19 protein-coding genes are annotated in these 23,613 nt (G+C 73.3%); 8 read left to right on the top strand and 11 right to left on the bottom strand.

Going from position 1 to position 23,613, the window contains the following annotated elements:
- The first annotated feature begins 50 nt into the window (after positions 1-50).
- A complete protein-coding gene (locus tag ABZ452_RS26535; protein WP_357948250.1) occupies positions 51-503 on the top strand; it encodes a YbhB/YbcL family Raf kinase inhibitor-like protein in 453 nt (150 codons plus the stop codon).
- 34 nt (positions 504-537) lie between these two features.
- On the opposite strand, the gene ABZ452_RS26530 is transcribed toward ABZ452_RS26535, so the two are convergent.
- Complete coding sequence (locus tag ABZ452_RS26530) at positions 538-1,425, bottom strand: phosphatase PAP2 family protein (protein ID WP_357948247.1); 888 nt, start codon at positions 1,423-1,425, stop codon at positions 538-540.
- A gap of 84 nt (positions 1,426-1,509) precedes the next feature.
- Here ABZ452_RS26530 and ABZ452_RS26525 point away from each other — a divergent pair, with 84 nt between their 5' ends.
- The gene (locus tag ABZ452_RS26525; protein ID WP_357948244.1) at positions 1,510-2,193 is read left to right on the top strand and encodes a DUF3159 domain-containing protein; all 684 of its coding nucleotides are present in this window, start codon (positions 1,510-1,512) and stop codon (positions 2,191-2,193) included.
- A gap of 287 nt (positions 2,194-2,480) precedes the next feature.
- Here the strand turns inward: ABZ452_RS26525 and ABZ452_RS26520 are convergent, their stop codons facing one another.
- On the bottom strand, positions 2,481-5,378 hold the full coding sequence (locus tag ABZ452_RS26520; protein WP_357948241.1) for a glycoside hydrolase family 48 protein: 2,898 nt from the start codon (positions 5,376-5,378) through the stop codon (positions 2,481-2,483).
- A gap of 851 nt (positions 5,379-6,229) precedes the next feature.
- On the opposite strand from ABZ452_RS26520, the gene ABZ452_RS26515 reads away from it, so the two are divergent.
- Positions 6,230-7,723: a GH1 family beta-glucosidase gene (locus ABZ452_RS26515; protein WP_357948239.1), complete on the top strand. Its 1,494-nt coding sequence runs from the start codon at positions 6,230-6,232 to the stop codon at positions 7,721-7,723.
- Between the two features lie 46 nt (positions 7,724-7,769).
- Here the strand turns inward: ABZ452_RS26515 and ABZ452_RS26510 are convergent, their stop codons facing one another.
- From ABZ452_RS26510 to ABZ452_RS26500, 3 genes are all read right to left on the bottom strand, one after another.
- Positions 7,770-8,183, bottom strand: coding sequence for a roadblock/LC7 domain-containing protein (locus ABZ452_RS26510; protein WP_357948235.1), 414 nt, complete (start codon positions 8,181-8,183; stop codon positions 7,770-7,772).
- 5 nt (positions 8,184-8,188) lie between these two features.
- Positions 8,189-10,798: a nitrate- and nitrite sensing domain-containing protein gene (locus tag ABZ452_RS26505; RefSeq protein WP_357948233.1), complete on the bottom strand. Its 2,610-nt coding sequence runs from the start codon at positions 10,796-10,798 to the stop codon at positions 8,189-8,191.
- A 127-nt stretch (positions 10,799-10,925) separates the two neighbouring features.
- Positions 10,926-12,308, bottom strand: a complete 1,383-nt coding sequence (locus ABZ452_RS26500; protein WP_357948230.1) for an FGGY family carbohydrate kinase — start codon at positions 12,306-12,308, stop codon at positions 10,926-10,928.
- Positions 12,309-12,568: 260 nt separating this feature from the next.
- Between ABZ452_RS26500 and ABZ452_RS26495 the strand changes: the two genes are divergently transcribed.
- Positions 12,569-14,488, top strand: coding sequence for a chorismate-binding protein (locus ABZ452_RS26495; protein WP_357948227.1), 1,920 nt, complete (start codon positions 12,569-12,571; stop codon positions 14,486-14,488).
- A gap of 72 nt (positions 14,489-14,560) precedes the next feature.
- Here the strand turns inward: ABZ452_RS26495 and wrbA are convergent, their stop codons facing one another.
- The gene (gene wrbA, locus ABZ452_RS26490) at positions 14,561-15,178 is read right to left on the bottom strand and encodes an NAD(P)H:quinone oxidoreductase (RefSeq protein WP_357948225.1); all 618 of its coding nucleotides are present in this window, start codon (positions 15,176-15,178) and stop codon (positions 14,561-14,563) included.
- Positions 15,179-15,274: 96 nt separating this feature from the next.
- Here wrbA and ABZ452_RS26485 point away from each other — a divergent pair, with 96 nt between their 5' ends.
- Entirely contained in the window at positions 15,275-15,766 is a 492-nt protein-coding gene (locus ABZ452_RS26485) for a GNAT family N-acetyltransferase (RefSeq protein WP_357948222.1), read from the top strand.
- Between the two features lie 192 nt (positions 15,767-15,958).
- On the opposite strand, the gene ABZ452_RS26480 is transcribed toward ABZ452_RS26485, so the two are convergent.
- A complete protein-coding gene (locus ABZ452_RS26480) occupies positions 15,959-16,354 on the bottom strand; it encodes a hypothetical protein (RefSeq protein ID WP_357948219.1) in 396 nt (131 codons plus the stop codon).
- Between the two features lie 160 nt (positions 16,355-16,514).
- Here ABZ452_RS26480 and ABZ452_RS26475 point away from each other — a divergent pair, with 160 nt between their 5' ends.
- Positions 16,515-17,618, top strand: coding sequence for a winged helix DNA-binding domain-containing protein (locus tag ABZ452_RS26475; protein ID WP_357948216.1), 1,104 nt, complete (start codon positions 16,515-16,517; stop codon positions 17,616-17,618).
- A 52-nt stretch (positions 17,619-17,670) separates the two neighbouring features.
- Here ABZ452_RS26475 and ugpC read toward each other — a convergent pair whose 3' ends face one another.
- Genes ugpC through ABZ452_RS26455 form a run of 4 tightly spaced genes read right to left on the bottom strand, consistent with a single transcriptional unit; the run spans position 17,671 to position 22,007 of the window.
- Positions 17,671-18,879, bottom strand: a complete 1,209-nt coding sequence (gene ugpC, locus ABZ452_RS26470; RefSeq protein ID WP_357948213.1) for a sn-glycerol-3-phosphate ABC transporter ATP-binding protein UgpC — start codon at positions 18,877-18,879, stop codon at positions 17,671-17,673.
- Positions 18,880-18,890: 11 nt separating this feature from the next.
- Positions 18,891-19,727 carry a carbohydrate ABC transporter permease gene (locus ABZ452_RS26465; RefSeq protein WP_357948211.1) on the bottom strand — a complete coding sequence of 279 codons (837 nt, stop codon included), beginning with the start codon at positions 19,725-19,727 and terminating at the stop codon, positions 18,891-18,893.
- 1 nt (position 19,728) lies between these two features.
- On the bottom strand, positions 19,729-20,724 hold the full coding sequence (locus ABZ452_RS26460; protein WP_357948208.1) for a sugar ABC transporter permease: 996 nt from the start codon (positions 20,722-20,724) through the stop codon (positions 19,729-19,731).
- Positions 20,721-22,007, bottom strand: a complete 1,287-nt coding sequence (locus ABZ452_RS26455) for an ABC transporter substrate-binding protein (protein WP_357948205.1) — start codon at positions 22,005-22,007, stop codon at positions 20,721-20,723. Before ABZ452_RS26455 ends, ABZ452_RS26460 begins: the two co-directional genes overlap by 4 nt.
- 253 nt (positions 22,008-22,260) lie before the next feature.
- Here ABZ452_RS26455 and ABZ452_RS26450 point away from each other — a divergent pair, with 253 nt between their 5' ends.
- Both ABZ452_RS26450 and ABZ452_RS26445 read left to right on the top strand, forming a co-directional pair.
- The gene (locus ABZ452_RS26450; protein ID WP_357948203.1) at positions 22,261-22,962 is read left to right on the top strand and encodes a VOC family protein; all 702 of its coding nucleotides are present in this window, start codon (positions 22,261-22,263) and stop codon (positions 22,960-22,962) included.
- Positions 22,963-23,143: 181 nt separating this feature from the next.
- Positions 23,144-23,575: a hypothetical protein gene (locus tag ABZ452_RS26445; protein WP_357948201.1), complete on the top strand. Its 432-nt coding sequence runs from the start codon at positions 23,144-23,146 to the stop codon at positions 23,573-23,575.
- The last annotated feature ends 38 nt before the right edge of the window (positions 23,576-23,613 follow it).

Genomic DNA, 23,613 nt, shown 5'->3' with positions numbered 1-23,613 from the left:
CGTCGCCGACCCGCCGGGTACGCGCCGGTCGACGAGAAAGGGGGCGCCGAATGGCCGGCATCATGCTGCGCAGCACCGCGTTCACCGACCACGACCTGCTGCCCGGGCGGTTCGCCAAGGACGGCGACAACGTCTCACCGCCGTTGCAGTGGTCGGACGTGCCGGACTCCACCGAGGAGCTGGTCCTGCTCGTCGAGGACCCGGACGCGGGCAAGGAGCCGTTCCTGCACTGGCTGGTCACCGGGATCTCGCCGCAGACCGCCGAGGTGCCCGAGGGCGGGATACCGCCGGGCGGCCGGGAGTGGCCGAACAGCTTCGGCGAGACCGGCTGGAGCGGTCCGCTGCCGCCGCGGGGTGAGGAGGCGCACCGCTACTTCTTCCGCCTCTACGCGCTGAACCGGCCGCTGGACCTGTCCGGCGCGCCGCAGGCCACCGAGGTGCACCGCGCGCTCAAGGGCCGGGAGATCGCCAGCGGCACCACGATCGGCACCTACTACCGCTGACCCGCTCCGGGGACCGGCCGGGGATCCCGGCCGGTCAGCCCTTCCAGCGGGGCACGAGGCGGTGCACCACCGCGAGCACCAGCGCGGCCACCACGGCGATCGTGCCGGCGATGCCGGCCGCGCTGCCCGCGTACCCGATGAAGAGCGGACGGCGGGTGAGCGCCTCGACGGGGGTGGTGGAACGGTCGACCAGCCAGGACAGGGCGAGCGCCGAGACGACCAGGGCGAGGGCGCCGCCGAGGCCGAGCACGGCGGCCGCGACCCGGTGGGAGTCGGCCGGCGAGACCTGGGCCTGCTCCCGCTGGAAGAACAGGAGCACCAGGCCGGCGACCGCGGCCCAGGCGCCGACCACCAGGAACGCGGCGACGGCGTCGCTGGGCCGGTGCCAGCCGGCGGAGAGGGTCGCCACCCCGGCGGCGGCCGCGTAGCCGGCGCCGAGGAACGCGCCGGCCACCCGCAGCTTCGGCGGCAGCACGAGGATCAGCGCGACCGCCACGGACGCGGCCACGGCGGTGTGGCCGCTGGGCAGGCTGTTGCCGGCCGCGGCCCGCTCCGGGTCGATGCCGAAGTCGGGACGGTCCAGGTAGCGCTTGAGCAGTTGGGTGCTGATGTTGGCGCCGGCGATGAGCAGGGTGGCGGTGACGGCGAGTGCCTTGCGACCGCGGATCAGCGCGATGAAGCCGATCATGGCGGTGGCGGCCAGCAGCGACACCACCGACATGGCGTTGAGGATGCGGTTGACCGGGCCGTCGATGCGGTCCTGGCCGATGCGGTTGCCGGTCAGGGCGACGGTGTCGAGCCACTGGCCCAGCTCGGTGTGCACGGCGAAGCGCCACACCATCAGGAACGCCGCTGTCTGGGCCAGGGCCAGTACGACCAACCAGACCGCCGTCCAACCCCTTGCCGTCTCACGCACCCGCACAACTTAACGGCCCGCCGGGTCCGGCGCTCGTCGGAGCCCCGCGGCTGCCGCGTAGGTTGAGGGCGCGACGGGAGGAGGTGGCGCGTGACCAGCACGCCGGAGCGGGGGCGGCCGTCCGGGGAGCGGCCGGAGTCGCTGGCCGATCTGCTGGGCGGCCGGCGCGGGGCCGTGGACGCGACGGTGCCGCCGGTGGCGTTCGCCGTCGGCTGGCTGGCCGCCGGGCTGTGGGGCGGGGTGGTCGCCGCGGTGCTGGCCGGGGCGGCGGTGGCGGGTTGGCGGTGGCGGCGCGGGGACCGGCCGCGGTCGGTGCTGATCGGGTTGCTCGCCGTCTGCGTGGCCGCGCTGATCGCGCTGCGGACCGGGCGCGCCACCGACTTCTTCCTGCTCCAGCTGGTCTCCAACGCGGCGAGCGCGCTGGCCTGGATGGTCAGCATCGTGGTGCGCTGGCCGCTGCTCGGTGTGCTGGTCGGCGTGGCGCTGGGTCAGCGCGGCCGCTGGCGGCGCGATCCGGCGCTGCTGCGGGCCTACGGTCGGGGCAGCTGGGTCTGGGCCGCCACCTATCTGCTGCGGGTGGCGGTGTTCGTGCCGCTGTGGCTCGGCGGGCAGGTGGTCGCCCTGGTGGTGGCACGGGTGGCGCTGACCTGGCCGCTCGTCGCGGCGGCGCTGGCGGTGAGCTGGCTGGTGATCCGGCGGTCGCTTCCGGCGGACCACCCGGGGCTGCGGCATCCGGTCACGCCGTCCGATGCGGACGCCGCTCCGGTGAAGTAAAAGAGAGGCCGCCACGGGGGGAGCGGCCTCTCCGTGAAATACGGTACTCCGTCCACGGCGGTGGTGTGATCCCGTGGAGCGCCGATTTTCCCGGTCTTTTTTGCGGCAAGTTCGTCTCCGGGCGGATGGGTGGGCCGGTCCGTCCGCTGCGTCGGCCGGACGGCCGGCCCACCCGGCCCGACCGTGGGAATCGGGCCGCCCGCCGACCGGGCCGCTCCGTTCCCCCTTCGGCCCGGTCGGCCTCCTGCGCGGGGCGGGCGGGCCCGCCCCGCGCAGGAGTGGTCAACTCACCCCGCCGGGAAGTAGGTGCCGTAGTCGGCGTACGCCATGGCGACGTCCGCCTGGGCCCAGAACCGGTGGTAGTTGAAGACCGGCTCGGCGCCCCCGTTGAGGTACGCCTGCACCTTCGGCCAGTCCGGGTCGTTCTTGTAGAACGAGCGGATGTCCAGGAAGCTCTTGCCGGCGGCGATGGCGTCGCCGTTGGGCATCTTCCCGGTCCAGCCGGAGGGGATGTAGAGGCCCTGGCCGTCCGCGGCGTTGTAGACGTCGTCGAAGCGCTTGTAGTCGCCGCGCTTCTCCGGCATCGAGACGCCCCTGGTGTCGGCGGCGGCCGACAGCGCGTCCAGCAGGCCCTTGGCGGTGGTCTTCGCCGCGGCGTTGCCGGACTTGGCCGCGTAGGCGATGAGGGTCCGGGCGTAGGCGGCGGCGACGCCGACGTCCTGGCCCTTCACCGTCACCTCGACGTGCAGGTTGGTGTTCGGCTGCGGGCTGGTCGGGTTCCAGTTGGCGGGCTGGCCGGTCCACTTCATGTCCGACGGGATCGACCAGTTGGCGCCCACCGTGGTGTTGGCGATGGCCCACGGCACCCACTTGTCCAGCAGGGCCTTGGCCTTGGCGTTGCCGGTCTGCAGGTACAGCTCGGCGATCCGCTGCATCGACCAGGCCTGCATGCCGAACCACTGGTTCGACGGCGGGTCGTTGTAGACCGGGTCGACGTCGTAGAACATGCCGTAGAAGGTGGCGGTGCCGGCCGGCGGCTGGGCGTAGCTGCCGTCCCAGCTGTTGGTGGCGCCACCCGCGATGCCGCCCTCGGCGGACTGGAGCCAGGTGTAGAACTCCAACTGCCGGTCGAAGCTCTTCTGCCAGTCCGCGGTTGCGGTCGCCGACTTGGGCTTGAGCTCCGGCACGTTGGTCAGCGCCCAGGCCGCGAACGGGTTCTGGTAGCCGAAGTGGTTGTGGCTGGAGCCGATCCGCCACGACCAGTTCTGCGCGGTGTCGTACGCGCCGCCCCAGGCGTAGTACCAGGAGAGCAGGTAGTGCGCCGAGTCGCGGCCGCTCCCGGCCGGGCAGGTGGACGCGCCCACGCAGTTGCCGATCTTCTTGAAGTACTTGTCGAACATCGCGTAGCGCAGGTAGTCACCCATCTTGGCGGCCTTCGCCACGGTGGCCGCGACGTCGGCCTCCCGGCCCTGTGCCTTGGCCCAGGTGAGCGCCCAGTAGGCGGCCTGCACGGCGCGCGCGTCGGCGTCCGGGGCGTTGGTGTACTTCCACTGCTTCGCCGGGGCGCTGGACTCCTTGACGAACAGGTCGAGGTAGCCGTACTGGCCGCCGTGCTTGAACGTGTCGCAGGACGGCTGCGGCACGGTCTCCCAGACCGATTCCTGGGTGCCGCGCTGGAAGGTGTTGATGTAGGCCGGGCGGCTGGTGCCGTCGCCGCAGCGGCCGTAGCCGTAGGTGTTGTCGACGTCCAGCAGCCAGTGCATGCCGTAGATGTCGCCGGTGCCGTAGGTGGACTGGAGTTCCGAGCGGAGCGGGTCCTGGCCGACCGGGACGTTGGGCTCCAGCGCCGACGGGTACTGGCTGGGCAGGTTGTGCTCGGCGGCGTACTGGGGGGTGCCCGGGGCGCCGGCGGTGGGCTGGTCGGCGTGCGACGGGATGATGTACTTCTCCATCACCGTCCAGGCGTTGTTGAACGGGGCCCAGTTCTGGGTGACCCGGCCGTACTGCGCCTCCAGCCAGAGCCAGAAGCTGAACGCCTCCGAGGTGGTCTCGTGGCCGTGGTCGGGCGCCTCGACGATGAGCGTCTCGACGGAGTGGTACGGCACGCCCTCGGGGCTGAAGTAGCCCGAGTTCTTGATCTTGCCGTACTGGTCGAGGAACTTCTTGATGTACGCGTTGTCCCCGCCCGGGGTGTCGTTGTCGACCTCGGTGGCGGTGACCGCGACGGGCGCGAAGCCGGTGGCCGAGGCGGTGATCGTCGCGGTGCCGCCGAGGGTGTCGGCGTCCTCCGCGGCCGCGACCGTGGCCGTGACCCCGGTGTTCCAGTTGCTCGGGGTCAGGGTCAGCGTCGTGGGCGACACGGTCACGTCGCTGTCGCCGGTGACGGCGAGGGTCACCGGGACGTTGGCGGTCGGGGCGGCGCTCAGGGTGAATTTCACCGGGGAGGTGCCGCCCTCGCTGACGCTCACGGCCGACGGGGTCGCCACCAGCACCGGGCCGGTGGCGGGGCTGACCGTGAAGGACTTCTCGGCGACCGCGGTGGCGTTGGCGTTGTCGTACGCCTTGGCCTGCACGGTGTAGCTGCCGGCGGGCAGGTCCTCCAGGGTGTATCCGTACGGTGCCGTGGTGTCGGTGTTGACCAGCAGGCCGTTGCGGTAGAACTCGACCTTGGCGATCGTGCCGTCCGGGTCGGCCGCGGTGGCGGTCAGCGGGACGTCGGCCGGCGCCTCGAACGGCCCGTTCGGCAGGCCGAGCGAGACGGTGGGCGACTGGTTGGTGGGCGCGCCGTTGCAGGCGACCCCGTTGAGGGTGAAGGCGGTGGGCTTCGGGTTGCTGCCGGTGTGTGCGCCGTTGAAGCCGATGGTGGTGGACGCGCCGGTGGGCAGGCTGCCGTTCCACGACTCGTTCGTCGCGGTCACCTCGCTGCCGGACTGGCTCCATCGGGCCGACCAGCCCTGGGTGAGCTTCTGGCCGCTGTTGGGGAAGGCGAACTTCAGCGTCCAGCCGTTGAGCGCGTCGCCCAGGTTCTTGATGGTGACGTTGGCGGTGAAGCCGTTGTTCCAGTCACTGGTCACATAGGTCACGTCGCAGGCCGGGGCGGCCTGCGCGGCGCCCGCCGGCAGGGCCACCCCGCCGATGGCGAGGGCGGTGGCGGCGAGCATCGCCGTTCGGCGACGTCTGGCCATGAGTCTCATGTGCGCGGTGTCTCCTCGGACCGGGCCGGGACGCGGGGCCCCGGCGGGGCGCCTCCTCGCGTCGACGCGGCGTACGCGGGGGGACGGAGGCGCCCGGAAAGGTGGTCGACCCGGCCGTGCCGGGGATTCGGGCGCCGCACCGGTGTGACCGGGTGCCCTCGGCGGCCCGCACTCGCGCGAGCTGGCTCCGCGTGGTGGTGGAGAGTGTGCCATGGAAGCGCTCCCACCACAACGGCCAGCGCAGACACCCACGTCGATGTTTCGATCTCGTTTTGGGGCTTTCACAAAGCCGTGACGGGCGTTACAGTCGCAAGCATCGCCGATGGGAGCGCTTCCATCGACGGAGATGCAAGTAAGAGATCGCCGGGGACCTGACGTGCCCGGCACCCAGCCCCAGGGGCTGACGGCGGGCCAGCCCGGACGCCGTCGTCAGCCACCCACCGACATGGAGGGAGGTGGAACCAGAGCCACTCGCGTGGCCCGGCTCCCGCGCGACACGCACGACCGGACGCCAATTCCACTCGTGCGTGTGTGCATCACAGGTGGGGACGGGGGTTGCCCTCCCCCGTCCCCACACTAAACCCCCGTTGTCGACGGGAGAAGAGGCCGACGGGACAGGCGCGACGCGCCGCCCGGACGGCCTTCTTCGCTATCCGCACCGCCCCATCGCCGCTCGCCCCCGCCGCCCGAGCGACACCCGCCCACGCACACCTCCGGCCGCCCGCCGGCCGGGCCGCCCCTCTGCCGCGGTCCGCCCTCGGGGACGCGGCCGGTCGCGCCTGGCCTATGCTGGGAGCGCTCCCGGCCTCTCGGGGCGGCCAGTCACTCCGAGGAGAACGCCCATGTCGCTACTCACCAGACGGCGCCTGCTCCGCCGTGCCGCCCTCTCCGCGACCGCCGCCGGAGCGGCCCGCAACGGGCTGGCCGGCGCCGCCGCCGCGGGCACCGTCGCGTCCGCGACCACCGTCGCCGGCTGCGACGGCACGCCCGATCCCGACGGCGAGGCGGACCCCGACGGGGCGCTGCGCTTCCCGCCCGGCTTCGGCTGGGGCGCGGCCACCTCGGCGTACCAGATCGAGGGTGCGGCCAAGGAAGACGGGCGGGGCGAGTCCGTCTGGGACACCTTCAGCCACACCCCGGGCCGCACGCGCAACGGCGACACCGGCGACGTCGCGGCCGACCACTACCACCGGTACGCCCAGGACCTCGACCTCATGCGCGACCTCGGGCTGCGCAGCTACCGGTTCTCCATCTCCTGGCCCCGGATCCAGGCCGACGGGTCCGGGCGGCCCAACCAGCGCGGCCTGGACTTCTACCGCCGGCTGGTGGACGGGCTGCACGAGCGCGGCATCGCGCCGATGGCCACCCTGTTCCACTGGGATCTCCCCCAGGCCCTCCAGGACACCGGCGGCTGGGAGAACCGGGACACCGCCGAGCGCTTCGCCGACTACGCCGACCTGGTCTTCCGGGCCCTCGGCGACCGGGTGCCCGTCTGGCTGACCGTCAACGAGCCGAAGACCGTGGTGCAGAACGGCTACCTCGGGGGGCATCACGCGCCCGGCCGGCAGGACCCGGCGGCGGCGTACCTGGTCGCCCACCACCTCCAGCTCGCCCACGGCCTCGCCGTCCGCGCGCTGCGCGCCACCGGCGTCGAGGGGCGGATCGGCCCGGCGCTCAACCTGCACCCCTGCTATCCCGCCGACGAGACCGCCGAGGCGGCCGCCGCGACCCGGCTGTACGACGGCTACGAGAACCGGCTCTACCTCGACTCGATCTTCAAGGGCGCGTACCCGGAGGACGTGCTGGCCGACCTCGGCCCGGAGAGCCGGATGGTGCGCGGCGTGCGCGACGGCGACCTGGAGATCATCTCCAGCCCGGTCGACCTGCTGGCGGTGCAGTACTACACGCCGATCTACGTCACCGGCCAGGGCGACACGGTCCGCCGGTGGCCGACGTCGGAGGCGGAGTGGCAGCAGATCTACCCCGAGGGGATGTACGACATCCTCACCCGGGTCACCCGGGACTACGGCCGGGTGCCGATCACCATCACCGAGAACGGCCTGCCCTGCCCGGACACCCTCGCCGCGGACGGCACCGTCGACGACACCGCCCGGATCAACTTCCTCCGCGACCACTTCGCGGCCGCCCACCGGGCCATCCGGGACGGGGTGCCGCTGGAGAGCTACCACGTCTGGTCGCTGCTGGACAACTTCGAGTGGAACGAGGGGTACGAGCAGCGCTGGGGCCTGGTCTACGTCGACTACCCGACCCAGCGCCGGGTGCTCAAGCGCAGCGCCCACTGGTACCGCGACGTGATCCGCCGCAACGGGCTGTAGGCGGGGCGGCCCGGCCGGCGCGACACCGGCCGGGCCCGCCTCCCGCTCAGCGGGGCAGCGCCTGCTGGAGTTCGGCCCGCAGCGCCGGGGTGAGCATCTCGCCGGCCTGCTTGGCCAGCCGCGCCATCTCGTAACCGACCACGCCGATGTCGGCGTCGGCCCCGGCCAGCGTGGCCAGGATCGAGCCGTCCCGGATCTGCATGACCAGGAAGTAACCCCGGCCCATCTCGACCACGGTCTGCTTGACGATGTCGCCGTCGAACATCTGGGCCGCGCCGGCGGTGATGCTCATCAGGCCCGAGGTCACCGCCGCGAGCTTGTCCGCGTGGTCGCGGGGCAGGTGCGCGGAGATCGCCACGAGCAGGCCGTCGGTGGAGACCACCACCGCGTGCGCCACCCCCGGCACCCGCTCCGCGAACGCGTTCACCAGCCAGCTCAGGTCCCGTGCCTCCTGGCTCAATGTCGTCACTGTCGTACTCCCCCTTCATCGCGCGGCAGGTACATCTCGGTGGTCTCCTCGGCCTCCGCCCGCCGCACCCCGCTGTAGTAGCGCGAGAGCATGCCGCCGACCGCCTCCGGGTCCGGCTCGTCGCGCCCGGAGCGGTCCGGGGCCGTGGGCCGGGTGACCGAGGTGAGCTGGGCCATCGGTACGCGTACCGGCAGGCCCCGCTCGTTGGTGCCTCCGGTGACCGGCGTCGCGGCGGGCGGCGGCGTCACACCGAGCACCGCGGCCGACGGGCCCTGGCGGCTGAACCAGCCGCCGCCGGCCGGCGACCCGGCCGACGGGGCGAGCACGTCCTCGGCCCGGCCCGGCACGGGGCGCGGCCTGGGCACGGGCGCGCCGGCCGGACGCGGCAGCGCCGCCTCCGTGCCGGGCGACGCCGCGCCGAGCGGAAGTCCCGTCAACGGCGACACCGGCAGCTCCGCCGGGGGCGCCGGCGGGCGGCGTCCGGCCACCGGCAGCTCGGCGGTCGGCGTGCCGAGCCGGGCGGCGCCGGACGACAGGCGGGAGGCGGCGGCCACCTGGCTGGTCAGCATCCGTGGCGCGGCCGGCTGGTCCAGCCCGGGCGCGGGCGCCGGGGCCAGCAGCTCGGCCGGGATCCGGACCCGGGCGACCAGGCCCTCCTGGCCGCCCCGCAGCCGCACCTGGACGCCGTGCCGGGCACCCAGGTGGCTCACCACGAACAGGCCCATCCGTTCGGAGGCGGCCACGTCGGCCGCCGGCGGCTCGGCCAGCACCGCGTTCGCCTCGGCCAGCGCGGCCGGGCTCATCCCGAGCCCCTGGTCGACGATCTCCACGAACGCGCCCCTGCCGTCCGCACCGGCGACGACGCGCACCACGGTGTCCGGCCGGGAGAAGGCGGTGGCGTTCTCCAGCAGCTCGGCGAAGAGGTGCACCAGGTCGCCCACCGCGTGCCCGACGACGTGCAGATCGGACCGGGAGTCGTGGCGCACCCGCTGGTACTGCTCGATCTCGGCGCTGGCCGCCAGCAGCACCGCGCCGAGGCCCACCGGCCGGTTCCACCGCCGGCTGGACTCGGTGCCCGCGAGCACCAGCAGGCTCTCGTCGTTGCGGCGCATCCGGGCGGCGAGGTGGTCGAGCTTGAACAGGTTCTCCAGCTGGTCCGGGTCGCTCTCCTCGCGTTCCAGCTCGTCGAGGAGTTCGAGCTGCCGCTCGACCAGCACCTGACTGCGCCGGGCCAGGTTGACGAACATCGCGTTGACGTTGCGCCGCATCATCGCCTGCTCGACCGCGACGTCGACGGCGCTGCGGTGCACCGCCACGAACGCCTCGGCCAGCTCGCCGATCTCGTCCTGCGAGTCGATCACCGAAGGCGGCACGTCGATCGCGACCACCGGGCGGTCCACGGCCCGCAACCGGTCCAGGGCGTGCGGCAGCTCCACCTGCGCGATCCGCAGCGCCTGGCCGCGCAGCTGCCGGATCGAGCGCGCCACCGACCGGCCGACCAGCAACGAGATCAGCACGGCCACCAGGAGCACGCCGACGATCCCGCCGACCACCAGCAGGGTGTCCCGCAGCTGCCGGGCGCTGGCGTCGTCGGCCTGGCGTACGGCGTCGTCGAGGACACCGGCCTCCAGCTGGTGCAGCAGCTCCTGCCGCTGCTCGCTGGCGGCCCACCACTGCGTCGCCGGCAGCAGCGCGGGCTCGGCGGCCCCGCTGGGCAGGGTCTTCTCCTCCAGCCGGGCGGCCGAGACGAACGCCGGGTCCACCGACGTCTCGTCGTAACGGCGGATCTGGTCGGTGGTCGCGGCGACCCGGAACGCGCCCAGCGCGGTGAGCTGCTGGGCGCGCAGGTCGGTCAGCGAGACCTGGTCGTCCGCCTCGTAGCGGCCGGCCCGGGCGGCGGCGTACAGCTCGGCCCGGATCCGCGAGGACAGCTCCTTGACCCGGGAGAGCTGCACGTACCGCAGCACGGCGTTGGTCAGCGCCCGCTGGTCGTCGCCGGGTGACGGCTCGGCCAGCAGGTTGAGCAGGGCCGCGATGGCCCGGTGGTAGTTGCTCAGCACGGTGTCGCTGGACAGCACCGCCGGCGGCACGGCGGCGCGGATGTAGACGACCTGGTCGTACGCCTCCAGCACCTCGGAGTAGGCCACCCGCCAGGCGGCGTCGGCGTCGGCGAGGGGCTCGGCCGCGGCGCGCAGGTCGGTCATCGCCCGGTCGGAGGCGTCCTGGAGCGGCTTGAGCGCGGCGACCGCCGCGTCCCGCTCGGCGCCGCCACCGGCCTTGCGCAGCGCGGCGAGTTCCCCGGCGGAACGGTCCCGCTCCTGCTGGAGCCGGTCCACCGCGGTGCTGATCTGCCGGCCGATGCCGACCTGCTGGGCGAAGTCGCTCAGCGCGGTGGTCTGCCCGACCAGCCCCCGGGTCTGCACCCCGGCGAGCACCAGGAACGCCACCGAGGGCAGCACCAGCACGGTGGCGAGCTTCGTGCCCATCCGCCAGTCCCGCAACCGGAAGCGCGAGCGCCGCCGCCGGTGCGGCGCCACCCGGTCGTCGGACGGGCTCCGGCGCGGCTGCGGCGCGGCGCCGCGAGCCGGGTCGGGACCTGCGCCCACAGGTTCCTCCTCGGTCCCCCTCGGCTCCACCGGGACGGGGAGCGGAAGTCCATCCAACCAGGCCGGCGGGCGGTGTCAAACGGTGCGGCCAACCGCACGAGCAGGAAAGCCGGCGGCGGGCGGGCGGCTACGGTGTCCGGCGCATCCCGCTCGTCCGTCCGCCGATGCCGCCCACGTGCGCCGCCTGGGCGATCCGGTCGAGCGCCACGAGCGCGGCACCGGTCGCCCCGATCTCCGGGTTGCTCTGGTAGCGCACCGTACGCGGGGCCAGCGCGTCGGCGAACGCGCCCCGCCACCAGGCCGAGGCGGCCATCGCGCCGCCGCCGAGCACCACCTCGGTCGGATTGCCCACGCCGTCCTCCAGCAGGTCCAGGTCGGCGGCCACCAGCCGGCACAGCTCGGTCATCAGCACGGCGACGATGTCGACCGCCGTGGTGCCGAAACTCAGGCCCCGCAGCTCCCCGGCGCCGGCCGGGGTGACGCCGGGGGGCCGGTCCCCGCCGAGCCGCGGGTTGGCGTGCAGGGTCAGGTTCGCGCCGGCCCGATCCAGCGCGGCCTCCAGCTCGGCGCCCTGCGGCAGCCGCAGCTCGCGGGCCGCCCAGGCGAACAGGTTCCCGCCGCTGGAGTACGCCGCCCCGGTCACCACGTGCTCGTGGTCGACCCGGTAGCGCCAGAGCTGCTCGGGCAGGGGCGGCAGCTCCGTACCGGCCGGCACGGCCTCGAGCAGGCGTACCGCGGCGGAGGTGCCGACGGTGACCGCGGCGCGGGAGGTGTCGACGCAGCCGGAGCCCACGTTGGACGCCGCGCCGTCGCCGACCGGGGCGGCCCAGCGGGCGTCGGCGAGCTGCGGCCAGCGCTGGGCGTGCTCGGTCCGGAGCCGGCCGCGCCACCGCTGCGGGGCCAGCGCCGGAAGGTCCTCGGGCCGTACGCCGGCCAGGTCGCACGCCTCGGCGTCCCATTCCAGCCGGCGCAGGTCGAGCAACCCGGTGCCGGAGGCCATCGACACGGACATCGGCGCCTCGTCGAGCAGCTCGCCGAGCGCGTACTCGACCAGCCCGCTGAAGCGGGCGATCGGGCTGCCGCAGCGCTCCCGCAGCCAGGGCAGTCGCACGGTCCAGTAGCAGCGGTGCCACCAGGCGCCGGTGCGGTGGTGGAAGGCGTCCGGGTCGACCGGGCCGGCGCCGCCGGCGGGGGCCTCCGGCCGGGTGTCCATCCAGGTGAGCACCGGGCCCAGCGGCGCGCCGTCGGCGCCCAGCGGCAGCACCGAGTGCCACTGCGCCGAAATGGCCACCAGCTCGACGTCGCGCAGGCACCCGCCGGCGGCCAGCTCGTCCAGACACTCCGCGAGGCAGGCCAGGTAGCGGGGGCCGTCCAGGACGCCGGAGCCGTCGTCCCCGGTGACCAGGTGCACCTTCCGGCGGGCCAGCGCGCCGGGGCGCGGGACGGCGTCCGCGTCCAGCACGAGCCCGCGCACCGAGGAGGTGCCCAGGTCCAGAGCGAGAATGTCCATCGCGGGTCAACCTACCCGCCGGGAGCGGCCGTAAAGCCAAGATCGGCCGTGCCGGGCAGGGCGATCGGGTTCCCCGGGCACCCCCGCTCGCGTACAGTGATCGCCATGCCCGCGCACCTGACCTGCTGGTGGCCCGCCGACCCGGCGGCCCACCCCCGCGCGTAGCTTCCCCACGCGGCCGCCCGACGAGGCGGCCGCCGGTCTCTCCCCGGCATCCCGGGTCGCCCCGCCGGCGGCCTCCGGCCCACCGAGGAGACCCGATGACCCGCCCGCACGACCCGCTCGCCGCCGTCGCGGCCGGCCTCGACCCCGGCCCGTTCGCGCTCGTCCGCCGCGAGGGCGCCGACCACGTCGACCTGTTCGCCGGTCCGGTACGCACGGCCGACCGGCTCGCCGACCTCCCGCTGCCCGACGGCGGCACCGGGCCGCGCACCCTGGCCCTGGTCCCCTACCGGCAGATCGCCGAGCGCGGCTTCGCCTGCGTGGACGACGGCCTGCCGCTGGAGTACCTGCTGGTCACCGAGCACCGGCGGCTCCCGCTCGACGAGGTGCTGGCGGCCCTGCCGGACGCGCCGGTGGTGACCCGCGACGCCGCCTTCGACATCTCCGACGCCGAGTACGCGGACACGGTGGGCCGGGTGCTGAGCGACGAGATCGGCCGGGGCGAGGGCGCCAACTTCGTCATCCACCGCACCCTGCGGGCCACCGTCGAGGGCGCGTCGGTGGTGGCCGCCCTGGCGGCGCTGCGCCGGCTGCTGCTGCGCGAGCGGGGCGCGTACTGGACGTTCGTGGTGCACACCGGCAGCCGCACCCTGGTCGGCGCCAGCCCGGAGCGGCACGTCAGCGTGGACGACGGCCTGGTCATGATGAACCCGATCAGCGGCACCTTCCGGCACACCGGCGCCGCGGCGGACCGGGCGGCCCTGCTGCGCTTCCTCGACGACCCCAAGGAGGTCGAGGAGCTGTACATGGTGCTCGACGAGGAGCTGAAGATGATGGCCACCGTCGCCGAGCACGGCGGCCAGGTGGTCGGGCCGTACCTGAAGGAGATGGCCCACCTCGCCCACACCGAGTACCTGCTGGCCGGTCGGGGTTCGCGGGACGTCCGGGAGGTGCTGCGGGAGACCATGTTCGCGCCCACGGTCACCGGCAGCCCGATGGAGAACGCCTGCCGGGTGATCGCCCGCCACGAGCGGACGGGCCGCCGCTACTACGCCGGGGTGCTCGCCCTGCTCGGCCGCGACGAGCAGGGCCGGCAGACCCTCGACGCGCCGATCCTGATCCGCACCGCCGAGCTCTCCCCGGACGGCGAGCTGCGGGTGCCGGTCGGGGCCACCCTGGTAAGGCACTCCACGGCCGAGGGCGAGGTGGCCGAGACGCACGCCAAGGCGGCCGGGGTGCTGGCCGCGCTCGGCCTCGGCCCGGACGCCCCCGCTCGCGGCGCCGAGCCCGCGCTGCGCTACGCCGACGACCCGCAGGTGCGCGCCGCGCTGGCCGCCCGGAACACCCCGCTGGCCCGGTTCTGGCTGGACCAGCGCGTGCCCGGGGCGACCGCCCTGCCGGGCCTGGCCGGCCACCGCGCGTTGATCGTGGACGGTGAGGACACCTTCACGGGGATGCTCGCCCACCAGCTCGGCGCCCTCGGCCTGGCCGTGACCCGCCGGGACTGGCACGACGCCGGCCCGGTCGACGGCTACGACCTCGTGGTGGTCGGTCCCGGCCCCGGCGACCCGAACGACCTCGCCGAGCCGAAGATGGCGAGCATGCGGGCGCTGCTGGCGGAGCTGCTCGCGGCGGGCCGGCCGACCCTGGCGGTCTGCCTCGGTCACCAGTTGCTCGCCGGGCTGCTCGGGCTTCCGCTGCACCGCCGGGACGCCCCCTACCAGGGGCTGCCACGGGACGTGCCGGTGTTCGGGTCGACCCGCCGCGTCGGCTTCTACTCCAGCTTCACCGCCCGCGCCGCCGCCGACCGGGTCGCCACCGCGTACGGGCCGGCGGAGCTGTCCCGGGACCCGGCGGACGGCGCGGTGCACGCGCTGCGCGGGCCGGGTTTCGCCGGGGTGCAGTTCCACCCGGAGTCGGTGCTCAGCCGGGACGGCATGGCGGTCCTGGCGGACCTGCTCGGGCACCTGCTGGCCCATCCGGCGCTGACCGGGCATGGACCGGCCGAACGCGGGTAGGGCGAGGGATGACCGGTGGTGCGGACGAGCCGAGAGCCCTCGTCCGCACCACCGGTCACCCGGGGTCGGGAGTCAGCCCGCCATGCCCTTCTTCAGCGCCATACCGATCTGCACGGCGCGCTTGGCGGTCAGCGCGGTGGCCCCGAGGGCCACGTGGTCCGGCGGGACCTCGCCGTTGTTGCTGGTGTGCGAGGCCCCGTACGGGTTGCCGGCGACGAACTGGCTGGGGTCGGTGTAGCCGGGCGTCACCACGATGCCGCCCCAGTGGTAGAAGACCGTGTACAGCGACAGCAGCGTCGCCTCCTGCCCGCCGTGGGACGTGGCGGTCGAGGTGAAGCCGGTGTAGACCTTGTTCGCCAGCGCGCCCTGGGCCCACAGCGGGCCGGTGGTGTCGATGAACTGCTTGAGCTGGGCGGCGACCATGCCGTAACGGGTGGGCGCGCCCATGATGACGACGTCGGCCCAGGAGAGGTCGTCCGGCTGCGCCTCCATCACGTCCTGGGTCTCCAGGCGGTGCGCCTGCCAGCCCGAGTTGGAGCGGATCGCCTCGTCCGGCGCCAGCTCACGTACCTTGCGCAGGCGTACCTCGGCCCCGGCCTCCCCGGCGGCCTCGACCGCCGCCTGCGCCATCTGGTAGGTGATTCCGGTCGCGCTGTAATAGATCACCGCGGCCTTGACCTGGCCATCCATCAGACGATTCCTCCTCGTTTCGGGTCAGCTCCGGCGACTACCCGTCGCTTGCGACGCCAAACGCCGGGCGGGGACACCGCGTGGCATGCTCGGCAGGTGGAGATCCGCGAGGCGACCGCGGCCGACTGGCCTCGGATCTGGCCGTTCCTGCGCGAGATCGTGGCGGCCGGTGAGACGTACACCTGGCCCCGCGACGTCACCGAGGCGCGGGCCCGCGAGCTGTGGCTGGTGGCCCCGCCGGGCCGGACGCTGGTCGCGGTGGACTCCGACGGCACCGTGCTCGGCTCGGCCAAGCTGCTGCCCAACCAGGCCGGCCCGGGCGACCACGTGGCGAACGCCAGCTTCATGGTCGCCCCGGCGGCCGCCGGTCGGGGCGTGGGCCGGGCGCTGGCCGGGCACGTGCTGGCGCTGGCCCGCGCCGAGGGCTACCGGGCCATGCAGTTCAACGCCGTGGTGGCGACCAACACCCGGGCCGTCGAGCTCTGGCGGTCGCTGGGCTTCGAGGTCGTCGGCCGCGTGCCGGAGGGCTTCCGGCACCCCGACCAGGGGTACGTGGACCTCCTCGTGATGTACCGCCGACTGAGCTGAGTCGATACCTTGCCGTGGCTCAAGATTTGCGCAAGTTCCGATGGAAACCGCTTCCCCGGGTGAGGGCGCCCGGGGATCCTGGTGCCACCGGTGCCGGCGTACCACCGCCGCCCCCGCACCGGGAACCTGAACGGGGGATCGCGCTCCGCCGGCGACGAGGCTGGCGTAGCGCGATCAGGGGCACACCGTGGCTCAGTCGTTGAGCTTGTCCCGCAGGTCCGTCACCCGCTTCTCCAGCCGGTTCACCGCCTGCTCGTTGTTGACGAACGTGCTGATGCCGGCGGCGAGGGCCAGCCCGAGCAGCACCGCCAGGGCGCTGAGCACCAGACCCCCGATGGCCACCCCCCGCCCCGTGACGCCGGGTCGCCGGCTCATCTTCAGACCGAAGATGCCCAGGATGATGCCGATGATCCCGAGCACCAGCCCCACCGACGCCAGGATCGCGGTGAGCACGCTGAGCAGGCCCGCCACGCCGAAGACCAGCGAGAAGGTGGCCGCTGCGCTGGTCTTCGCCCCGCCGGACGGGCCTGCCGGCCGGGCGGTGGTGGCCCGCCCGGCGCCCCGGGCCGGTTCACTGGACGCTGTCATCACTTCACCTCGCATTCCTCGCATCGGTTCCCGGCGGGCATCCCCACTCCGCCCGCGCTCATGCCTCGCAGGCCGGGTCGTTACCGGCAACCGGTCGTGCGTCCGCCGGGAACGTCGTAGGGCCGCCCTATGCTGACCGTCCACGTCGACGGGAGGCAGCGTGACCGTACGTCTCACCGGGGCCGAGGCGCTGGCGCTGCGGATGACCAGCCTGCTGCTGCGCCCGCACCCGACCGCGCGGCCGGAGAGTGTGGCCGGGGTGGTCGAGTGGTTCGGCGCCATGCAGGCCCAGGACGCGGCGAGCGGCCTCTGGTCCCTCGGCGTACGCCTGCCCGGCCGCACCCAGGACGACGTGCGCGCGGCGCTGGAGCGGCGCGAGGCGCTGCGCACCTGGCCCATGCGGGGCACGGTGCACCTGGTGCCGCCCCGCGACGCGCGCTGGATGCTGGCGGTGACCGGGGTCCGGGCGCTGTCCGGCGTGGCCGGCAGGTGGGCCCAGCTCGGCCTGGCCGAGACCGACGCGGACCGCGCCGCCGAGGTGCTGGGTGCGGCCCTCGCGGGCGGGGGCCGGCTCAGTCGGGCCGAGTGCCTGGCCACGCTGCGGGCCGCCGGCCTGGACACCACCGGCCAGCGCGGCTACCACATGCTCTGGTACGCCGCCCAGCGCGGCGTCACCTGCATCGCCCCGCACGTCGGCACCGAGCAGACGTTCGCGCTGCTGGATGAGTGGGCGCCCGATCCGCACCGCCCCGAGCGGGACGAGGCGCTGGGCCTGCTCGCGCACCGCTACGTGCGCGGCCACGGGCCGGTGACCCGGCACGAGCTGGCCCGGTGGAGCGGCCTCACGGTCACCGACGCCACCCGGGGCATCGCGGCGGCCGGCGACGCGCTCGCCCCGGTCGAAGTCGACGGTGTGCCGGCCGTGGTCGACGCCGCCCTGCTCGACGCGCCCCGGGCGCCGGTCGACGACGTGCACACCCTGCCCGGCTTCGACGAATACCTGCTGGGCTACAAGGACCGGTCGCTGATGCTCGATCCGGCGCACGCGAACGCCGTCGTCCCCGGCAACAACGGGATCTTCCAGGCGACGGTGGTGCGCGGCGGCCGGACGGTCGGCACCTGGAAGCGGTCCGTGGGCAAGCGGGCGGTCACCGTGACCGTGCAGCAGTTGACGCCGTTCGACGCCGCGCTGCGGGCCCGCGTCGAGTCGGCCCTCACCCGTTACGCCGAGTTCCTCGGGCTGCCGCTGCGGCTGACCTGGTGAAACGGCGGCCGGGCCGGCGGGCGACGCCCACCGGCCCGGACCGGGGTGCCGCTCAGTCGGCCAGCGCGCCCGACGCCCGCCCCTCGTGCAGGGTGAGGTTCCGTCCGGTGGCCGGGTCGAACAGGTGGATCTTCTCCAGGTTGCACCAGACCCGCCGCGGTTCGCCCTCGCGCACCGGGGACTCGGCCGACAGCCGGGTGACCAGGCTCGACCCGGTCCCGGTGAAGTCCGCGGCGCCCGCGTCGGCGGCCAGTTCCTCCAGCTCGGCGGCGCTGGCCCGCTCCCCCTCGACGGTGAAGTAGACGTACTTGTCCGAGCCCATCGACTCGACGATGTCGACCGGCGCCTCGAACTCCAGGCCCCGGCGGCGGGTCTCGTCGTCGATCAGCGCGGCGTCCTCGAAGTGCTCCGGGCGGATGCCGAGGATCAGCTCGCGCGGGGCGTCGGCGCCGTCGAGCTGCCGGCGTACCCGGTCCCCGATCGGCACGTCGCCCAGCGCCGTGCGCAGGTGCCCGTCCTCGACGGCGGCGTGCAGGAAGTTCATCGACGGGGAGCCGATGAACCCGGCCACGAAGAGGTTGCGGGGGTGGTCGTACAGCTCCTGCGGCGGGCCGACCTGCTGCACCGCGCCGCCCCGCATGATCACCACGCGGTCGCCGAGGGTCATGGCCTCGGTCTGGTCGTGGGTCACGTAGACGGTGGTGGTGCCGAGCTGCTTCTGCAGCCGGGACACCACGGTACGCATCTGCACCCGCAGCTTCGCGTCCAGGTTGGACAGCGGCTCGTCCATGAGGAACGCCTTGGGCTGGCGCACGATCGCCCGTCCCATGGCCACCCGCTGCCGCTGCCCGCCGGAGAGGTTGGCCGGCTTCCGGTCCAGCAGCGGGGTCAGCTCCAGGACCTTCGCGGCCTCCTCCACCTTCTGGTGGATGGTCTCCTTGTCCAGCTTCGCCAGCCGCAGCGGGAAGGCCATGTTCTCCCGGACGGTCATGTTCGGGTAGAGGGCGTAGGACTGGAAGACCATGGCGATGTCCCGGTCCCGGGGGGCCTTGTCGTTGACCCGCTCCCCCGCGATGCGCAGTTCCCCGGAGCTGATGTCCTCCAGCCCGGCGATCATGTTCAGGGTGGTGGACTTCCCGCAGCCGGAGGGGCCCACCAGGATCACGAACTCGCCGTCGGCGATCTCCAGGTCGACGTCCCGCACCGCGGTCGTCCCGTCCGGGAACCGCTTGCTCACCTTGTCCAGCACGATGTCGGCCATGACAACACCACCTATCCCTTGACTGCGCCGGAGGTCAGACCGGAGACGATGCGGCGCTGGAAGAAGAGCACGAACAGGATGATCGGAACGGTGATCACCACGGCGGCGGCGCAGATCGCCCCGGTGGGGTCCTCGAACTGCGACGCGCCGGTGAAGAACGACAGCGCGGCCGGCACCGTGCGGGAACGCTCGGTGGACGTCAGCGAGATCGCGAACAGGAAGTCGTTCCAGCAGAAGATGAACACCAGGATGGCCGTGGTGAACAGCCCCGGCGCGGCCAGCGGGGCGATCACCCGCCGGAAGGCCTGGCCCTGGGTGGCGCCGTCCATCTTCGCCGCCTTCTCCAGGTCCCACGGGATCTGCTTGAAGAACGCCGAGAGCGTGTAGATCGCCAGCGGCAGCGCGAAGGTGATGTACGGCAGGATCAGCCCCGGCCAGGTGTCGAAGATGCCGAGCTGCCGCTCGATCTCGAACAGCGGCGACACCAGCGACACCTGCGGGAACATGGCGATCAGCAGGGACACCCCGACCAGCAGCTTCTTGCCGGGGAAGTCCAGCCGCGAGATCGCGTACGCGGCCATCGCGCCCAGCACCACCGCGATCAGGGTGGCGATCAGCGCGATGCCGATCGAGTTGACCAGGGCCCGGACGAACTGGTCGGTGTCGAAGATCGTCCGATAGTTGTCCAGCGTCCACTCCCGCGGCCAGAACTTCCCGTCGGTGAGGGTGGCCGGGGTCTTGAACGACAGCGAGGCGATCCAGAGCACCGGGACCAGCGCGAAGACGACGACGATGACGTCCAGCAGGCCCCAGCGCACCTTCGCCCGCGTGGTGGTTTCGACTGCCATGTCAGCGCCTCTCCCCGTCGTCGCTGCCGGGGGCAGCGGTGCCGAACAGCTTCACGAACACGAACGCGATGATCGCCACGGTCAGGAAGATCAGCACCGACATCGTGGAGCCGATGCCGAGGTTCAACCCCCGGATCAGGTTGTTGTAGGCGAGCATCGACACCGACGAGGTCTCGTTGCCGCCGGCCGTGAGCACGAAGATGTTGTCGAACACCCGGAACGCGTCGAGAGTGCGGAACAGCAGCGCGACCAGGATGGCCGGCTTCATCACCGGCAGCATCACCTTGGTGAACCGCTGCCAGGCCGTCGCGCCGTCGGTGGAGGCGGCCTTGAGCAGGTCCTCCGGCACGAGCGCCAGCCCGGCCATGAGCAGCAGCGCCATGAACGGGGTGGTCTTCCAGATCTCGGCCAGCATGATGATCGCCAGCGAGCTGGCCCGCTCGGTCAGCGGGGCGCTGCCGTCGAACAGGTTGGCCAGGTAGCCGGTGCCGGGTGTCCAGGCGTACCGCCAGGAGAAGGCGGCGACCACCGTGACGATGCCGTACGGGATCAGCGCCGCGGTGCGGACGATGCCCCGGCCGACCAGCGTCCGGTGCATGATCAGCGCCAGGCCCATGCCGAGCACCAGCTCGATCGCCACGGTGACCACGGTGATCAGGGCCGTCACCCCGAACGCCGTCCACCAGAACTGGTTGGTCAGCACGGTCACGTAGTTCTCCAGCCCGACGAACTCGCGCTCATCGGGGAAGCGCAGGTCGAAGCGCTGCAGCGACAACCAGAACGAGTAGAGGATCGGGTAGGCGGTGACCAGCACCATGACCAGCGCGGCCGGCGCGCAGAGCAGCCAGCCGAGGCGCCGCTCGGCGCGCTTGTTCTCGCTCAGCGGCGGCTTCGACCCGCGGCGGGCCCGCTGGGCGGGCACGGCGGCGTGCCGGCCGGCGGAACGCTCGGCGTCCGCCGCGACCTCCGCGCCGGCGGGCGTGGCGTTGACGCTCATGGCAGGACCCCCTTCGATTCGAGGGCGTCGGCGATGGCGTCGCGCAGCTCGTCGGCGGTCTGCTCGGGCCGGATCGCCGACGGCGGCGACAGGATCGCCGACATGACCGTGGAGATGCTCTGGTACGCCGGGGTCAGCGGCCGGACCGCCGGCTCCTTCAGCTCCTCCAGGATGGTCTCCTTCATCGGGTACGCCTTGTCCATCTCCGGGTCGGCGTAGACCGCCTCGATGGTGGGCGGCACCCCGTCGTTGACCGCGGAGAACTTCTGGTGCTCGGCGTTGCGGATGCACTTCGCCACCTCGAAGGACTCCGTCGGGTGCTTCGAGTAGGAGCTAACCGCCATGTTCACCCCGCCGATGGTGACCTTGCTCGGGGTGTTCGCGTCGACGCCCGGCACCCGCGCCCACTTCACCTTCTGCGCCAGCTCAGGGTTGGCCTCCTGCATGGCCGGATACACGAACGGCCAGTTGACCTGGAAGGCGCCGGAGCCGGACTGGAACTCCAGCCGGACCGGGTCCTCGGTGGCGTTGCTGAACGACGGCGAGGTCACGCCCGACGTGGCGAACTTCTTCAGCTGGTCGAGCGCCCGCACCGTGCCCTCGTCCATCACGGCCTTCTTGCCGTCGTCGCTGAGCACCTTGCCGCCCGCGCTCTCGGCCAGGGTGTTGTAGAGGACGACGAGGCCCTCGTACTGGGCGCCCATGGTGAGCACCTGGTAGGGCTTGCCCTGCTGCTTGAGCCGCTGGGCGGCGGAGATCATCTCGTCCCAGCTCTTCGGCGGCTCCGGCACGAGGTCGCTGCGGTACCAGAGGAGCTGCACGTTGGTGTTCTTGGGCGCGGCGTAGAGCTTGTCCTCGTAGCGGGCGGTGTCCAGCGGGCCGGCGAGGGTGCCCTGCTCGGCCTCGGCCCTGTCCTTGCCGGTCCACTCCCGGATCCACTCGGCGCTGGCGAACTCCTGGGTCCAGGTGACGTCGAGGCCGAGCACGTCCATCCCGGGGTCCTGCGCCGCGAGCCGCCGCACCATCTGCACCCGCTGGTCGTCGGCCTGCCGCGGCAGCACCCGGTAGGCGATCCGGTAGCGCCCCTGGGCCTGGGCGTTGCAGTCGTCGACGACCTTCTGCAGGTTCTGCTCGGGCGGGTAGTACAGGTTGATGGTGGGCGTGCCGCCCTCGCCACCCGAACCGCAGGCGGCCAGCGGGGCCACCAACGCGAGTGCGGCGGCTGCCGCCGCCGCATGCCGGGCCGGCCGCCTCCGGGCGGCCCTGTCGGGGTCTGCCGTCATCGCCCTCCCCCTCTCTTCGGCGAAGAACCGGGGAGTCACCCGTGCCCCGGCGCACGGCGAGACGGTCGGGGCGCCGATGGTCGAGCGGGCGTCCCGGGACGTTTCGTGGGCCAGACAGTGCCCTGGCAGCCACGCTGCGAAACCTGACGGTCACGAGACGGATTCGACAGCCGGCGCTGTGGTGCGGATCACGGGCGTCGGCCCGGCCGCCCGGCACCCGGTGGATGTCCGACCCGGCCGGCATGATGGCCGGATGATCGCGCGCTTCAAGGACATCTGCATGGACGCGGGCGACGCCCGGCGGCTCGGCGGCTTCTGGGCCGGCATCCTCGGCGGGGAGCTGGTCGACACGGGCGACGGCGACGCCCGGATCGACCCCCGCGCCGCCTCGCCCGCCGAATCCATCTGGGTCAACACGGTGCCCGAGCCGCGGACCGGGAAGACCCGCGTCCACCTCGACCTGCGGCTGGCCGACGCGCAGCCGGCCGCGCTGCTGGCCGCCGGGGCGCGCCTGGTCCGCGAGCCGGACGCCGAGATCAGCTGGTGGGTGCTGGCCGACCCGGAGGGCAATCAGTTCTGCGCGTTCGCCCCGCGCGAGGGCGCCCGGCCGGGTGTGTTCGAGCTGGTGGTGGACAGCGCCGACCCGGCCGCACAGGCCGCCTGGTGGGCGCGGGTGACCGGCGGGCGGGTGGAGACCGCCGCCGAGGGTGCCGCGTCGGTGGTCGGCGCGGCGGGCTTCCCCTGGGACCACTGGGTCTTCGACCCGGTGCCGGAGCGCAAGCGGGTGAAGAACCGGGTCCACTGGGACGTCGAGCTGACCGGTTCGGACGTCACCGCGCTCATCGCGGCCGGGGCCACCCTGCTGCGCGAGCCCACCCCGGCGACCTCCTGGTGGGTGCTGGCCGACCCGGAGGGCAACGAGTTCTGCGCCTTCCCGGCCCGTCCCAAGCAGTGAACGGCGAGCTACCCAGCGTGCTTCCGGTGGTCTAGCGTTTCCGTAGCTCCGCAGCCAGCGCGTCGCCGTCGAAGTCGATACGCCTCCGGCCGACCCCAGCCCGTCCGATCGGTTGGTTCTCGCGCGAACTCCCTTCTGCGGTCCCACCGGTTGGGCAGGATCCCCACGAGGAGGTGCCGTCGTGCAGGACACCCGCGCTCTCGCCCTGACGTTCGAGGTGAGCGGCCTGCCCCCGGTCAAGACCGAGGCCCTGTCCATCTTCGCCGCCGGGCACCGGCAGGCGACGAGGGTCCGCGCCCTGCTCCAGGCCGCCTGCACGGCGGCCCAGCGCACGGGGTGGACGCCGCTCACCGGTCCGGTCGAGGTGGACGTGACCCTGCGCTGCCCGCCCGGGCACCGCACCTCCGACGCCAGCACGCTGGTGGGCGGGGTCTGCGCGGTGCTCCAGGACAAGAAGCGGGTGGCGAACATCGGCCTGGCCCACCTCGGGGTGCTGGTCGACGTCGCTCTCTGGTCCGACGACCGGCAGATCCGCCGGTTGTCCTACGTCGAGGAGCCCGCGGAGGACTTCTCGTACCAGGTCCGGGTGGCGGCCGTACCGAGGATGGTTTGACCGACGACCGCGGTGGGGTACCGCGGTCGCCGAAGAAG

This window comes from Micromonospora sp. NPDC005707 (assembly GCF_040631005.1).
Lineage (GTDB): Bacteria > Actinomycetota > Actinomycetes > Mycobacteriales > Micromonosporaceae > Micromonospora.
This window is presented reverse-complemented; position numbering and strand designations above follow the sequence as displayed.

What these genes read in the sequence shown, in the direction of transcription:
- ABZ452_RS26515 (WP_357948239.1), top strand. Translation starts at nt 6,230, where the DNA reads ATGTCGCTACTCACCAGACGGCGCCTGCTCCGCCGTGCCGCCCTCTCC.
- ABZ452_RS26465 (WP_357948211.1), bottom strand. Translation starts at nt 19,727, where the DNA reads ATGGCAGTCGAAACCACCACGCGGGCGAAGGTGCGCTGGGGCCTGCTG.
- ABZ452_RS26495 (WP_357948227.1), top strand. Translation starts at nt 12,569, where the DNA reads ATGACCCGCCCGCACGACCCGCTCGCCGCCGTCGCGGCCGGCCTCGAC.
- ABZ452_RS26460 (WP_357948208.1), bottom strand. Translation starts at nt 20,724, where the DNA reads ATGAGCGTCAACGCCACGCCCGCCGGCGCGGAGGTCGCGGCGGACGCC.
- ABZ452_RS26500 (WP_357948230.1), bottom strand. Translation starts at nt 12,308, where the DNA reads ATGGACATTCTCGCTCTGGACCTGGGCACCTCCTCGGTGCGCGGGCTC.
- ABZ452_RS26480 (WP_357948219.1), bottom strand. Translation starts at nt 16,354, where the DNA reads ATGACAGCGTCCAGTGAACCGGCCCGGGGCGCCGGGCGGGCCACCACC.
- ABZ452_RS26535 (WP_357948250.1), top strand. Translation starts at nt 51, where the DNA reads ATGGCCGGCATCATGCTGCGCAGCACCGCGTTCACCGACCACGACCTG.
- wrbA (WP_357948225.1), bottom strand. Translation starts at nt 15,178, where the DNA reads ATGGATGGCCAGGTCAAGGCCGCGGTGATCTATTACAGCGCGACCGGA.
- ugpC (WP_357948213.1), bottom strand. Translation starts at nt 18,879, where the DNA reads ATGGCCGACATCGTGCTGGACAAGGTGAGCAAGCGGTTCCCGGACGGG.
- ABZ452_RS26455 (WP_357948205.1), bottom strand. Translation starts at nt 22,007, where the DNA reads ATGACGGCAGACCCCGACAGGGCCGCCCGGAGGCGGCCGGCCCGGCAT.
- ABZ452_RS26520 (WP_357948241.1), bottom strand. Translation starts at nt 5,378, where the DNA reads ATGGCCAGACGTCGCCGAACGGCGATGCTCGCCGCCACCGCCCTCGCC.
- ABZ452_RS26450 (WP_357948203.1), top strand. Translation starts at nt 22,261, where the DNA reads ATGATCGCGCGCTTCAAGGACATCTGCATGGACGCGGGCGACGCCCGG.